Source organism: Lentilactobacillus farraginis DSM 18382 = JCM 14108, from assembly GCF_000583655.1.
Taxonomy (GTDB): domain Bacteria; phylum Bacillota; class Bacilli; order Lactobacillales; family Lactobacillaceae; genus Lentilactobacillus; species Lentilactobacillus farraginis.
In genome coordinates this window covers 1-13,454 of the sequence record NZ_BAKI01000034.1, presented here as the reverse complement: position 1 = coordinate 13,454, position 13,454 = coordinate 1, and the positions used below count along the sequence as shown (strand labels likewise).

Below are 13,454 nucleotides of genomic sequence, written 5' to 3'. Positions count from 1 at the left end.
GCATTAGTGTCATTTACATTGGAATCTATAAAGCCAAGTTTTCTTCGGAGATCGAAATGACGTATTCAACGCCCCCTTTGGTCTTTTGCGCAAGGGGTTGTTGCGTATCCACTTGTCTTTATGTCTTTGGCAGGTCTTATTAGTCAGGGAATCCTTGCATGGATAAATAGACCGATTTCACTTGTTCTAAAAAGAGTTCTTTTGACTGTAAGTTCAATTTTTTTGCTTACTTTTGTCTTTCTGGTAGTAAGCTATTTAACTAATTTTGTTCATAACTTACAAGGATTAATGATTGGGTTAGCCAGTCCCTTTTGGTTTTCACTAATTGGCGTTTTAATAGCTGTTGGTAGTTATAAGAAGTAAACAAGGAATCTAGAAAAATTAAAGAATTAAAAATACAAAAAATTGGATTCACTACCAAACCATCCAAAAATTAGTTAAATTCCAAAAGCCGGTAAATAATGAACGACTCCCTGAACCCCCTGCAAGCCATCCGGAACGAGCGCTTTTATCCGATAGGTATCGTCAGGCGCTGGAAATGGTGGTTTGATGCCGAATAGACTTGCTTTTTTATAACCGGCTTTCTGGTAATAGTCCGGCCAGCCCAAAACACTGATGAATCGGTAGTTGGCTTGTTTAGCGCGTCTTTCAAGTTCGATCAGAATTGCGTGGCCAATTCCCTGCCCTTGATAGGTTGGTAAAACTGATAAGGGAGCTAAGCACAAACCGGTTTCCGATTGGTTCTCGGTTTGAACCTTGATCTCACTTAGCAATCCGTGGCCAATAATTTTTCCGGCTTGGTCGGCAACAACTTCCAATGATTTTTGATAACTGGGATCCAAGCGGATTTTTTCAACTAATTCTGCTTCATTACCATAACCGTTTGGTGATTGTGAAAAAGCAGTGAGAATTAAATCTGAAATAACCGTATAGTCTTCTTGGCGGACCGTTCTGATTTGCACTTAAACATCTCCATATTGAAATTTAGTATTGTGATTGTCATTATTTTCTTGAATGATGTCCTGTTAAAATAGAGGCACCCCAAGAGAGTCCCATGGTGACAATTCCTGCAATAACAAGCGGGAATGCCAATCCTTCGTTTCCAAGGAAAAGCAGGATAACAGCGCCGATACACAGAACCATTGAGATCATCCCGGCTGCGCTAATTATAAATCGCATGATCATCGCCTTCTCCAGTAAAACTTATTCTATTGTTCACTATACCTTAATTCGATAAATAACAGCAAATATCTAATCGTAAAAAAATATTTTTAACGAGTATCTGAATGGTGGCATTATGGCATTTTGATGAGAAAGATACTGATATTTTCTAAAAAAAGTGTTGACAATGTGATCGATGATGCATTACACTTCATACAACATTTCAAATCCGACTAATTGATTTGGTTCAATGGATTTAGGATGACAGCCTTACCAAGAGAGTACCGGTTGATGGGAAGGTATTAAGACTGTGATTCGAAAGATTGAACTCGACAACTTCACTTTTCGAGGTGAACTGGTAGCACCCATTATCGTGCAGCGTGTCAGCGAAGCAATCGAATCAATCAGCTTCCCGTGCACGTTATGAGGAGCTGTTTGTGAAGATGGCTTGAATAAAGGTGGTACCGCGTTAAAAACGTCCTTTGGTTTTAATAACCAAAGGGCGTTTTTTGTTGGGTTTGATTTAATAAATAAAAGGAGTGTGGTCATTATGAAGTACGGCATTATCGGCGCAGGCGCAATGGGATATAGGTATGGTGTCATGTTACAAGAGAATGCGGGCGTTGATGTTGACTTCATCGACACTTGGAAGCCCAATGTCGAGCAGGTTCGCCGACAAGGTGGGGTTTCAGTTGCTCGTGATCACAAAAATCGTCGGATTATTCCGATCAATATCTTTTATCCGGAAGAATATTCGGGGCATCCGGATGTTTGGATTATTTTTAAAAAGCAAATGCAATTGGCCGAAGAAATGGACCGGGATAACGCCGCGGGAATTTTTCACGATGATCAATATGTATTTTCCGCAATGAATGGGATGGGGCATTTTGAAAAAATTGCCAAGTATTTTCCCAAGAATCATATTATCTGTGGTACGGCGATGATTGCGACTCGAATGGACGGACCGGCCAATGTTGATTTTATGGGTGCTGAAGGTACCGAAGTGATGCATATGGCCAGATATACAAATGAAAAACCAGATGAAAAGACAAAAGCGATTGCTGATGATTTTAGAAAAGCTAAGTTAAACCCGGTCTTCGCTGATGATTGGCGGGGAATGTGCATGTCCAAAGTTGTTTTCAACGCCGTTACGAACACGCTTTGCACAATGTTTGAAATGCAGATGGGCCAATTTATTGAGTACGAAGGCGTTCGTGCGATGGCTCAGCAATTATTTGATGAAGCATATGACGCATGTGAACGTGCCGGTATATATTTAATTCCGACCCGGCAGCAGCAAGTTGATTCAGTAATTACTGTCAGCCAGGAATATAAGTATCATTACCCATCCATGTATCAGGACTTTTCAAAAGGCCGGCCAACCGAAGTTGATTATATTAACGGCTACATTGCCAAGCTCGGTCGAGAGCATGATTATATTTGCCGAACCCATGAATTTGTTGTCCATGAGGTTCATATGGCCGAAATGATGAGAAAGTATCATCAACCGCAGCAGAATGTGGCTGATCAACATAATGCCAAAAAGGAAGGTGTCCGCGCATGACAATGACATATCAATTTTCAAATCGGGTTCCAAAAAGTGATGAGGATCCGGTCGGTAATATTTTAAAGGTTGCCGGCAGTCCAGACGTTATTTCGTTTGCCGGTGGGCTACCCGCTCCCGAACTGTTCCCGGTTGATCAATTAAAACGGGTTACGGATGAGGTGTATGACGAAAGCGGCCGCCAGGCATTGCAATATAGCACCGCCATTGGTGATCTTCAGTTACGCGAACAAATCGTGAAGCGAATGGCCCGACAAGGTGTTCAAACGACCACCGATAATATCATGATTTCTACCGGTTCGCAGCAGTCAATTGATTTAACCGCCAAGATGTTTATTAATCCCGGTGATACGGTAATTGTAGAAAAGCCGACTTACCTGTGTGCATTGGATGTCTTTCGAAGTTACGGTGCACATATTGTAGGCGTTGAGATGGACGATGATGGTATGCGGATTGATCAATTGGAAGCGGCAGTTGCCGAAAATCCAAACACCAAATTTATTTACACCATTCCGAATTTCCAAAATCCGACTGGCCGGACAATGTCGGCAGAGCGCCGAGCACGGATGATTGCGATTGCTGACAAGTACAACATCATGATTATGGAGGATGATCCTTATGGGGCTATTCGCTTCGCGGGAGATGATATTGAACCGGTTAAGTTTTATGACGATCATGAACGGGTTATTTATTTAAGTACCTTTTCAAAAATTTTGGCACCTGGTTTAAGGCTGGGGTGGATCGTTGCCGAGAAATCATTAATCAAGAAGTTTACGTTGATGAAGCAGTCTGCGGACGTCCATTCTGATAATTTAACGCAGCATATCGTAGCTAAATATATGGCTGAATACAATATTGAAGATCATATTAATAAGATTAAACAGGTTTATCGCAAGCGTGAGGCTGTGATGATGCAGGCAATTGAAACTTATTTCCCGAGTGGCGTTAATTATAGTCATCCGGAGGGTGGTCTCTTTATCTGGGTTGAAGTTCCCGGCAATGTTGATACCAAGGCTTTATTTGACACTTGTATTAAGCACAACGTAGCGTTTGTTCCAGGCGAGCCGTTTTATCCTGACAAGGTGACGCCCGGTACGTTCCGATTAAATTACTCTAATATGTCTGAGGATCAAATTAAAACCGGAATTAAGCGGTTGGGTTCCGCCATTAAGGAAACCATTGGGGAATCCGTTTCCGGTATAAGCGGTCATTAGTCATCATTCAACATAGCAGATAGCAGTCAGCCGGTTAAAATAATTGGCTGAACAGGTATTCAACCTGACACATAGTAATTAATCACGACTTATAACATATCAAATTAATAATGAACACCAAATGTGTGCCGGTTAAAATCAACCGGTGCACTTTTTGGTTGGGCGAAGTGCTTGATTTGTGGGGCATGGTGGTATTATCAAAAGATTTTACTAAAAGTGACCTTGTTAATTCCCCGGTAAAGGGTTTATGATAATTAAATGCGCAATTAGCGATAATTTTATAATTTGGGGGAATTTTAACCGTGGCAGAAGCACGGCTTTCAACTAAAAATCAACGTGACAGCCATCCATTTTTTGTTATTTCAATTATTTCGTTAATGACGTTTATGGGTGTTTTGACTGAAACGTCTATGAACGTTACTTTTCCGACACTTATGAAGCAGTTTCATGTTTCATTAACGACGGTCCAGTGGGTTACGACAGGTTATCTGCTAACGGTCGCACTATTAATGTTGGCTTCAGCTTTTCTGAAACGGCGCTTTACAAACAAGCAATTATTCGTTTGCGCGGCCTTGCTGTTTATGACCGGCGATATTTTGGGTGGTGTCGCGACCAGCTACTGGGTTCTGTTGTTGGGCCGGTTGATTCAGGCTGGGTGTGTCGGCCTAACGGGCCCCTTAATGGTCAACATTATTATGGATACGGTGCCGGCAACTAAATTCGGTACATATATGGGGATGGCTAATCTGATTATTTTGATCGCCCCGGCGCTGGGACCAACTTTTGGCGGGACGGTTGCCTACTTCGCCAGTTGGCGGATGATTTTTTGGATTACGCTGCCGGTAACGGCTTTGCTGCTGGTGTTGGGAGTCTTTAAAATTAAGCAGTACGTTCCAACCCAAAAGTATGCGTTTGACTGGTTGCGGTTCATCCTCCTTTCGGTCGCACTGACCAGTTTGATAATGGGACTAAATATTCTGGGGGATCCCCATGGCTGATGAGTGGGTCGGGGTACTTCGCCGTGACCGTTATCGCGTTTGGCCTGTTTGGCTGGCGTTCCAAGTACAGTCACAAGGCTTTATTCAAACTATCTGTCTTTAAGCGCGCGTCGTTTATGTATAGCTTTCTACCATATATTCTGTTGCAGGCGTCAAACATTGGGATTAACTTTTTACTGCCGAACTATGTTCAGGTGGTTGACGGTGCCAGCGCCTTTATCGGTGGGCTGGTTTTATTACCCGGCAGCGTTTTGAATGGATTGGGACAGCCGATTTATGGATGGATGCTTGACCGGTATGGCGGCAAGCTGCCCTTGTATTTGGGAAATACCTTATTTTTTGTGACTGCGTTGGGCTTTACTGTGTTTGGCCGACATTTGAGTGTTTTGGCGATTATTTTGCTTTACCTGGTATTTGCCATGGGTCGCTCGATGGCCTTTGGAAATAGTATGACTTACGGCTTGAAAATTATTGATCCGGAAATTCGAAACGATGCCAATGCCGTGTATAGCACCGGTCAGCAAGTTGCCGGATCAATTGGAACCACTGTCATGGCGGTTCTAATGAGTACGATAACGGTGCCTCACTTTACCAACGCACAAAACGCAGCAGTTGGCAGTCAAATTGCCTTTGGGCTGATTTTATTGATTGGGGCCGTTAATTTTTGGTTCTTTACGAAATTATTTAAAGTTAAAGCGCAATCTTAATAAAACAGGCGGTCAAAGTAAGCTAGTTTCATTGATGCTTACTTTGACCGCCTATTTTTAAATGGCTTGAATAATTAATTAGCCCTTTAAGAAATCCTTTTGCTTAAATGCCGGGTTTGGATACTTGTAGAAGCCTTCTCCGGATTCCTGTCCCAGCTTTCCTTGATCAAGCAATTCCTTTAGTTTATCAAGAATTGGCTGCAGGCCCGGATTTTCCGGTAATTCTGCAGCAGTAATATTATACGCGGTTCGAATGCCGACAGCGTCCAAAATGCCAAATGGTCCAAACGGCGCGCCGGTTGCCACAATCCAAGTCCTGTCGATAGTGTGGGGATCGGCAACCCCATTGATCCAAAGTTTTTCGGCAGCGTCAAGGAATGGGATTAACAGTGAGTTTAGAATATATCCCGGTTGTTCCTTCTTTAGTTGAATGGGAACCATGCCGATATCTCGGGCGTACTGCACAATTTCATCATAGATTGCCGGATCGGTTTCGGGTGAGCCCATAATCTCGGTGGTATTGTTTATCCAAACCTGATTTGAAAAATGCATGTTTAAAAATTGTTTTGGTCGGCCGGTATCAGCCGCAAACATGCTCGGTACTAACGTGGACGAATTGCTGGCAAAAATGGTTTTTGCCGGTGCCAACGGACCAATTTTTTTATAAAAATCATGCTTAATATCCGGTCGCTCCGGAACGGCTTCGATTACCAAGTCGGCATCTTTGACTGCCTTGCCAAGATCGTCGGTATATTTTAGGCGGCTGATGCCGGCATTGAATGCTTCATCAGTAGCAGCAATGTCCCGATGATAAGCATGCCGGAGATTTTTGATCCGGTCCTTGGCTTTTTCAACAGCAGCTTCGTTAATATCATAAACAGTGACGTCGAAGCCTTTAAAAGCACTTTGAAAGGCAATTTGACTGCCTAAAACGCCGCTCCCGGCAACGGTAACTTTTTGAATAGCCATTTTAAATCCCCCTCGTCATAATGTAAACGGTTTCTTACAGCTTTCACCTTAAATATAGCAGGAAACTTGTGAAAAACAATCAAAATGTCTTGTGAATTGCAGGAAGATAATTTCACAAAGTTATGCCGATAAGAATTAGGGAGTTTTTTGAGATAGTTTGCTGGACTTTTAATAATGATATGATATAGTGTAATAGACAGATATAACACTAAGGGGGTGGCACAATGAAATTTGATGATAAGATTCCTATTTATTACCAGATCAAGGAGTATATTTACAGACAAATGATTACCGGCAAGCTTGAACCAGGGGAGAAAATGCCTGCGGTGCGGCAGTTGGCAGTAGATTTAACCGTGAATGTCAATACGATTCAGCGGGCGTTAAGTGAATTGGTAACCGAGAAGATGGTTGAGTCCAAGCGGGGTAGAGGAAATTTTGTCACTGAAGACACGAGCAAAATAAAAGAGCTGAAGGATAAATTGATTATGGAACAACTCAAGCAAATGTATGACGGCTTACAGAAGTTGGGCGTCAGTGATCAGGAAATATTGGATTATGTTAGTCGATATGTAAAAGAACAGGAGCGTGATCAAAAATGACGGCAGCAATCGAAATAAAAGGATTAAATTACCGAAAAAATATGAAGCCGATTTTATCGAACGTTGATCTGACTATCGATACCGGTAAAATCGTTGGCCTTTTAGGTGAAAATGGCGCCGGTAAAACAACACTGATGCGGTTAATCGCAGGAGTGGCCAAGGGCTATAAAGGTCAAATTAATGTCGCAAACGAAACCGGAATAGCGGCTAAGAAAGCCGTTGTCAGCTTTAGTGAACAATTACTGGGATTTAATCAAAACATGAAAATTGAACGGATTGTTGGTTTTTATGAAGATGTTTATCCGGACTTTTCTAATGATAAATATAATCAGATGGCCGGTTTTCTACAGATTGATGAAGACAAGAAGTTATCCCAGTTATCCAAGGGGATGCGTGAAAAGTTAATTATCGGTTTGGCACTTTCCAGACAGGCAAAGGTTTACCTGCTGGATGAGCCGTTTGCCGGTATTGATAGTATGTCACGAAAGAAAATTATTAACAGTATTATCCGTTGGAAACCAGAGGATGCGACAATTTTGGTTAGTGACCACTATGTTTCCGAAATCGCGAGTGTCTTGGATGAAATTGTGGTTATTAAGGATCAGACCATTTTGCGCAAAAGAGTACCGAAGAAATTCGGGAAAAATTTGGCGAAGGCATTGAAGAATATTATGAAAAAGTTTATGAAGGGACTGAGATGCATGACTAATTTTGGTACATTAACCAATGCCCTGACCCGGCGAAAGGTTCAAATAATCAACCATCTGTTGGTAATTGACATCATTGCCATTTTACTAACGATTCTATATGAAGTTATCAAGGGAACTTGAATGTAGCGGATCCGTTACTCATTACCACCTCATATTCGGTGCTGGTTTATATGGTAGCTTTCGTCCTGGTTGCCAGAAATAATGAGCAGATTTATGTTAACGATTCCTATCGGCTGGTCCCAATTAGCGACACCGGTTTGTATTCAGCCAACCTGCTGTCAGCATTTATCAGTATGCTTTATCTGGTATTTACCCAAATTGCCTTTGGTGTGATTGCCGCGGCAATGAATTTTCGGGAAGTCTTTCATGCAATAATGTTATTTCTTAAAGAATCTTCCCCAGCAGGTGATAAAGGCGCGTTTATCGGTGCGCTGTTCGGTTTCATTCTGTTAATGGCAGTCTTCGCTATTTTCAGCTGGATTTCCATTAGTTTGGTTCACCTGATAACCAGCGCGTTAACAGCGTTTTTGCCGGATAGTCGTTCCCGTTTGTACCGATTTATCTTGTACGTAATTGTAATTGCAGCCTTCATTTATATTTTATCAAAAATTATGAATCCAATTGGTGATGTCTTCTACGGGATGGCGAATGAGAATTCCTATTATCAGCTATATCTTGCTTCGATATCGTTGTTAGTGGTTAGTGGGCTTGAATCGGCCGCTAATGTTTACCTGTTAAGGGCTTGGGTTGAAACCACGAATCGGTAAGGTAATCAAAATTTTATAATTTATCAGTTTACGGATCGGACAACCAGATTGTTTCGATCTTTTTTTGAACATCTTGACAAATGCTGATTTGGTTGTCATAATAATAAATCGTAACCGTTACTATTTAATGTAATTGAAGGCAATTACATTTGGAAATGCGTTGATGTGGCGGATTAGATTAATTATTTAAAATTAGGGGTGGAGATTGATGAGAAAAAATATTGTTTTGGAATGTGTTGAAACTGGTGAACGAATTTATTTAACGAGCAAAAACGTTCGCAATAATCCGGACAGGCTTGAATTGAAAAAATATTCTCCAAAGTTGAGAAGACGGGCAATTTTTAGAGAAACAAAGTAAGGAGCATCATTCATGGCAAAAAAATCAAAGATTGCAAAGTATGAAAAACAACAAAGACTGGTCGCAAAGTATGCTGACTTGCGCCGTGAGCTCAAGGAGAAGGGCGATTATGCGGCTTTAGCCAAGTTACCAAAAGATTCCAATCCCATTCGTATGCGACGACGCGACCACATTGATGGGCGACCGCGTGGATACATGCGTAAATTTGATATGTCCCGACTAAATTTCAGAAAATATGCCCACCAGGGTCAAATCCCCGGTGTTCATAAAGCAAGTTGGTAGCCTTTTGTTTTAAAAGAGGTGATTTAAATGGAAAAGCAGGATTTGGCGAGTGCCTATCGCCGCCTGAAAAGTCCCAGCATTAAAACGCGTAAACGGGCTTTAAAGATCATTAAAGATGCGAAACGTCATCGTAATTAAATAAGCGATTAAAAGATAAGAATGGTGCTACTGGTGCCATTCTTATTTTTTGACTTGGGCGAGAAGTAACCGGTTGGGTTATCTGGCAAAGTGATGGTTTTAATAATTTCTTGTTTACAAGAGCACCAAAAACCGTTATGATTAAATTAAAAATACCCCATGGGGTATAAAAGGAGATTATTATTTGCTATTTGCTAAATTCAAGTCCATTACAACTGATCAATTAAAAGAAAAGCTTACCGACAACCCGACAATTGTTGACGTCCGGGAAGGTTTTGAATATAAAGCGGGTCACATTCCTTCGGCTGTTAGTCTGCCACTATCGCAGTTGGGAAATGGGGTTGGGCGATTTGCCAAACCCCAGCCATGGTATTTAATTTGCCGTTCGGGTGCCCGAAGCAAGCGAGCGGCCATGATGCTGAGCAAAGCCGGATACAATGTGGTGAATGTTAAAGGCGGCATGAACGCTTGGGATGGTCCGGTAAAAAAATGATTGGGCAGCCGACCGATTATTGAGTATGATGAACAAGAAGCTTATTTGAAAATACGAGGAGGAAGCAAGATGCGCGTTGTAATTGTTGGTGGCGTTGCTGGTGGGATGTCAGCCGCAACTCGACTCAGACGGTTATCGGAAGAAACCGAAATTATTGTGTTGGATAAAGGCCCATACGTCTCGTTTGCCAATTGTGCATTACCTTATTACATGTCCGGTGAAATCAGTCAGCGGGATTCTTTAATTGTTGAATCGCCGGCACATTTAAAGAAGCGTTTTAATATTGATGTTCGGCCGAATACCGAAGTTGTTGACATAGTGCCGGAACAACATCAGGTAACTGCCGTTCATAATGGTCAAACAGAAACGCTGCAATACGATCGATTGATTTTGTCACCGGGATCTAAAGCTGCAATCCCTACGATTGGCGGCTTGGCTGAGGCAGACAACGTGTTCACCCTCCGCAGTATTCCGGATGTCGATAAAATCATGGCTGATTTGAATAAAGGCGCGAAAACGGCCGCAGTTATCGGGGCTGGTTCTGTTGGCCTGGAGGCAGTCGAAAATTTGACTAAACGGGGCCTTGACACAACTTTGATTGAAGCCGGCGATCACATTCTGCCCTTTATGGACTATGAAATGGCCGCCATCGTTTCACGTGAAACAGCTAAACATGGCGTAACATTGAAACTAAAAACCAAAGTTAATCGAATTGCTGATCACTTCCTTGAGCTAAGTGATGGCACCCAACTACAAGCGGATATTGTGATTGTCGCTGTAGGTGTCGTACCAGATACGCAATTAGCTCAAAAATCGGGTATTAAAACCGGTGATAATGGCGGTATTATTGTCGATGATCGGTACAGAACATCCGCTGACGATGTGTACGCGGTTGGAGATGCAATCCTGGTTAATCAAATTTTGACAGGGGAACGTGTTTCGATTCCACTAGCCTCGCCGGCAAATCGTCAGGGCCGTCAAGTGGCCGATGTGATTATGGGAGAGAACCGGCGAAATCAGGGTGGTATTGGGACGGCTATTGTCAGGTCGTTTGACATGGCAGCCGCTGCAACGGGATTAAATACCGCTCAGTTAAAGCAAGCAGGGATTCGTTATCAAGCCGTTCACATTACCGGTCAAAGTCACGCAGCTTATTATCCGGGTGGGACCCCACTTTCATTGAAGTTGATATTTGACCCTCAATCCGGTGAATTATATGGCGCACAAGCAGTTGGTAAAGCAAGTGCCGACAAGCGAATTGATGTTTTATCAGTCGCAATTAAACATCGCATGACGGTTTTTGATCTACCGGAGTTTGAATTGAGTTACGCACCACCATTTGGGTCAGCTAAGGATCCGGTTAATATGATCGGGTATGCGGCGGAAAATCTGGTGGAAGGTTTATCTGAAAATATTCAGTTCGATGAGGTCGATGCAGCCGTAAAAGCCGGGGCCTATCTGGTGGATGTTCGAAATCCAAAAGAACTGACGCGTGATGGCCGGCTGCCAAACGCGGTAAATATTCCTTTGGATGAGTTGCGGTCAAGATTAGCTGAACTACCAAAAGACCGCCAATTAATCGTCAGCTGCCGAAGCGGTCAGCGAAGCTATATTGCCGAACGTATTTTAAAGAATCACGGGTTTAAGGTTAAAAATCTGGATGGCGCGTTTTTGACATACAGTGCCGCCTATCCGCAACGAATTCAACATTCAGGAGGAAAATAAAATGGCGTGTGATCCAAAAATTGCCAACCGGCTTAAGCGGGCAGAAGGTCAAATCAGAGGCATTCTAAAAATGATGGATGATGATAAATCCTGTCAGGAAATCATGCCGCAACTAATGGCCGTTCGTTCCAGCGTTGATAAAGTAATGGGACTGGTAGTTGCCGAGAACCTGCGCCATTGCTTGGACGAAAATGGGGCCGAGTCTGATGAAAAGATCGAAGAAGCGTTGAAAATGATTACGAAACTGTAGGTTTGATTATTTCACGTTGGCCTTTAGCAATGGGATTTAAATGAAGAGCAAGCCACCTCATGTCGAGAAATTTATCGGCATGGGGTGGCTTTTTTGTCTGTCTTAAAATATGATATTTAGGATAAAGTCTGGTATTTGCTAAAAAAGAATTAAGAAGCTGCCGATAACTGTTGTACAAAAGGTATACTACTTATAAATATTACTCAAACGGCCACCATCATTCCATTGCCCGATCAATTTGTGGTCACGGCAGGCGTTAGCAAACTTAGTCATTCTTGATCTAAACAACTTTGGCTGGTTACTTTTAATTTGAATAGTATCAACACGCACTCTTTGATAAAGAGGCGGGCAGTTGCAAAAAAATTCCCAGGCACCTGGCCGACGTTTCAACGCTCGTTTAATTCTTTTATCAATTTTAAAAAGGGCAGGATCCATATTTGGTAGTTTTGCTCTACCGGCTTCAGTCATTCGACCCAGATCTTCCATTCGAATGCAACGCGCTTTGTTTAATTCGGACCAAATACTACCAGGTTTTCTGGGAACGAATCTTTGTGCAGCTGGCTGTCCGGGAGTAATAACTTTATAGGTGCTGTCTATCCAGCCAAAACACATTGCTTCTTCAACTGCATCAATATACCAAAAATGATTATTTCCCTTAGGAACTCCGCGTTTAACGATAATCCAGCATTCGGATGCTTGGTTATAATTCTTAGCCAACCATTGCCGAAAATCGTCTCTGCTTGATATTTTTAGAAAGTTTTGAGGACGTTTAATACTCATAATTGTATTCACCTCATGGTTCGTTTTTTATTCTTACTTTTGTGCTGGTCGACATTTTTCTCCTCGTCATCAAACGTAAATAAGGCATAGTGCATATATTCATTATCATTTCTCCATACTTAAGTGAGCATAGATGAAACAAGGCTCATTTGGAGCTCTACTTGTTTTAAGACGTTGTTTAAAGTTCCTTTGGGAATGTTCTTGGTGAGATGTGACACCGTGACAATGCCAAAATTTGGTTTCGCATTATTTCTAAATTGAAAATGATCCTTGCGGGTTCGAACGTGTTTCCAACCCGCTTTTTTCAGCATCTTAATGACCTCTCGAAAGCCTATTCATATGTATTTCTTTAGGTACATGATTATAGTAACATGTAGTTTTATACGCGTTAACGAAACTGGCAGTAAGAAGGCAATCGCTAGTAAGTCGGTGCGACAAGTTAAGGAATATATTAAACACCACAATGATGATTTAATACCGACTCTATTGTGGCAAAGAGTAAAATAGTCTTGACTGGTTTTAGATGTGATCCGTGAAAACGGCCTAAACTTTGTGGTGCAACCAGATCTGATAAGATTTGATTGCACCACTTTTCTATTTCGAGTACTCACAAACAAGTGACTTTTAGTGGATGAATTTTTGATAACTTAGTTATTCAGTGTCGTCTCTAAAATAATTAGATTTATTTTTAAATTTATTTCCGCCTTGAATCAAAACTGAATCATATTTTTGGTTGTTT

16 protein-coding genes and 2 pseudogenes are annotated in these 13,454 nt (G+C 41.9%); 13 read left to right on the top strand and 5 right to left on the bottom strand.

Annotation, left to right across the window (positions count from 1 at the left end; all coding sequences use genetic code 11):
- Positions 1 to 437: 437 nt before the first annotated feature.
- Positions 438 to 962: a GNAT family N-acetyltransferase gene (locus JCM14108_RS10340; protein WP_035180699.1), complete on the bottom strand. Its 525-nt coding sequence runs from the start codon at positions 960 to 962 to the stop codon at positions 438 to 440.
- Between the two features lie 40 nt (positions 963 to 1,002).
- Positions 1,003 to 1,179 carry a hypothetical protein gene (locus JCM14108_RS14835; RefSeq protein WP_169790405.1) on the bottom strand — a complete coding sequence of 59 codons (177 nt, stop codon included), beginning with the start codon at positions 1,177 to 1,179 and terminating at the stop codon, positions 1,003 to 1,005.
- A 532-nt stretch (positions 1,180 to 1,711) separates the two neighbouring features.
- Between JCM14108_RS14835 and JCM14108_RS10335 the strand changes: the two genes are divergently transcribed.
- The 3 genes and pseudogenes from JCM14108_RS10335 to JCM14108_RS10325 all read left to right on the top strand — a co-directional run bounded on the left by JCM14108_RS10335 (position 1,712) and on the right by JCM14108_RS10325 (position 5,644).
- Positions 1,712 to 2,725, top strand: a complete 1,014-nt coding sequence (locus JCM14108_RS10335; protein ID WP_035180698.1) for a ketopantoate reductase family protein — start codon at positions 1,712 to 1,714, stop codon at positions 2,723 to 2,725.
- A gap of 2 nt (positions 2,726 to 2,727) precedes the next feature.
- Entirely contained in the window at positions 2,728 to 3,939 is a 1,212-nt protein-coding gene (locus JCM14108_RS10330; RefSeq protein ID WP_035180713.1) for an aminotransferase-like domain-containing protein, read from the top strand.
- A gap of 302 nt (positions 3,940 to 4,241) precedes the next feature.
- Positions 4,242 to 5,644, top strand: a pseudogene (locus tag JCM14108_RS10325) (MFS transporter).
- A gap of 78 nt (positions 5,645 to 5,722) precedes the next feature.
- Here JCM14108_RS10325 and JCM14108_RS10320 read toward each other — a convergent pair.
- Complete coding sequence (locus tag JCM14108_RS10320) at positions 5,723 to 6,613, bottom strand: 3-hydroxyacyl-CoA dehydrogenase (RefSeq protein ID WP_035180697.1); 891 nt, start codon at positions 6,611 to 6,613, stop codon at positions 5,723 to 5,725.
- A gap of 224 nt (positions 6,614 to 6,837) precedes the next feature.
- Here JCM14108_RS10320 and JCM14108_RS10315 point away from each other — a divergent pair, with 224 nt between their 5' ends.
- The 10 genes and pseudogenes from JCM14108_RS10315 to JCM14108_RS10280 all read left to right on the top strand — a co-directional run bounded on the left by JCM14108_RS10315 (position 6,838) and on the right by JCM14108_RS10280 (position 11,935).
- On the top strand, positions 6,838 to 7,212 hold the full coding sequence (locus JCM14108_RS10315; RefSeq protein WP_035180696.1) for a GntR family transcriptional regulator: 375 nt from the start codon (positions 6,838 to 6,840) through the stop codon (positions 7,210 to 7,212).
- A pseudogene (locus JCM14108_RS10310) lies at positions 7,209 to 7,921 on the top strand (ABC transporter ATP-binding protein). Before JCM14108_RS10315 ends, JCM14108_RS10310 begins: the two are co-directional and overlap by 4 nt.
- Positions 7,914 to 8,042: a hypothetical protein gene (locus tag JCM14108_RS15955; protein WP_272944536.1), complete on the top strand. Its 129-nt coding sequence runs from the start codon at positions 7,914 to 7,916 to the stop codon at positions 8,040 to 8,042. Before JCM14108_RS10310 ends, JCM14108_RS15955 begins: the two are co-directional and overlap by 8 nt.
- Positions 8,043 to 8,092: 50 nt before the next feature.
- Complete coding sequence (locus JCM14108_RS10305; RefSeq protein WP_237745802.1) at positions 8,093 to 8,689, top strand: ABC transporter permease; 597 nt, start codon at positions 8,093 to 8,095, stop codon at positions 8,687 to 8,689.
- 208 nt (positions 8,690 to 8,897) lie between these two features.
- Positions 8,898 to 9,047, top strand: a complete 150-nt coding sequence (gene rpmG, locus JCM14108_RS10300; protein ID WP_003550836.1) for a 50S ribosomal protein L33 — start codon at positions 8,898 to 8,900, stop codon at positions 9,045 to 9,047.
- 12 nt (positions 9,048 to 9,059) lie between these two features.
- Positions 9,060 to 9,329: a 30S ribosomal protein S14 gene (rpsN, locus tag JCM14108_RS10295; protein WP_035180695.1), complete on the top strand. Its 270-nt coding sequence runs from the start codon at positions 9,060 to 9,062 to the stop codon at positions 9,327 to 9,329.
- A gap of 27 nt (positions 9,330 to 9,356) precedes the next feature.
- Positions 9,357 to 9,467: a putative metal homeostasis protein gene (locus JCM14108_RS14700; protein WP_160168512.1), complete on the top strand. Its 111-nt coding sequence runs from the start codon at positions 9,357 to 9,359 to the stop codon at positions 9,465 to 9,467.
- 184 nt (positions 9,468 to 9,651) lie between these two features.
- Positions 9,652 to 9,960 carry a rhodanese-like domain-containing protein gene (locus JCM14108_RS10290; RefSeq protein WP_035180694.1) on the top strand — a complete coding sequence of 103 codons (309 nt, stop codon included), beginning with the start codon at positions 9,652 to 9,654 and terminating at the stop codon, positions 9,958 to 9,960.
- A 69-nt stretch (positions 9,961 to 10,029) separates the two neighbouring features.
- Entirely contained in the window at positions 10,030 to 11,685 is a 1,656-nt protein-coding gene (locus JCM14108_RS10285) for an FAD-dependent oxidoreductase (protein WP_035180692.1), read from the top strand.
- 1 nt (position 11,686) lies between these two features.
- Entirely contained in the window at positions 11,687 to 11,935 is a 249-nt protein-coding gene (locus tag JCM14108_RS10280; RefSeq protein WP_035180691.1) for a metal-sensitive transcriptional regulator, read from the top strand.
- Positions 11,936 to 12,121: 186 nt separating this feature from the next.
- Here the strand turns inward: JCM14108_RS10280 and JCM14108_RS10275 are convergent, their stop codons facing one another.
- Together JCM14108_RS10275 and JCM14108_RS10270 are read right to left on the bottom strand one after the other, a co-directional pair.
- Complete coding sequence (locus JCM14108_RS10275; RefSeq protein WP_035180689.1) at positions 12,122 to 12,715, bottom strand: YdeI/OmpD-associated family protein; 594 nt, start codon at positions 12,713 to 12,715, stop codon at positions 12,122 to 12,124.
- A 119-nt stretch (positions 12,716 to 12,834) separates the two neighbouring features.
- Positions 12,835 to 13,050, bottom strand: coding sequence for a type II toxin-antitoxin system HicA family toxin (locus tag JCM14108_RS10270; protein WP_152536937.1), 216 nt, complete (start codon positions 13,048 to 13,050; stop codon positions 12,835 to 12,837).
- Positions 13,051 to 13,454 lie beyond the last annotated feature (404 nt).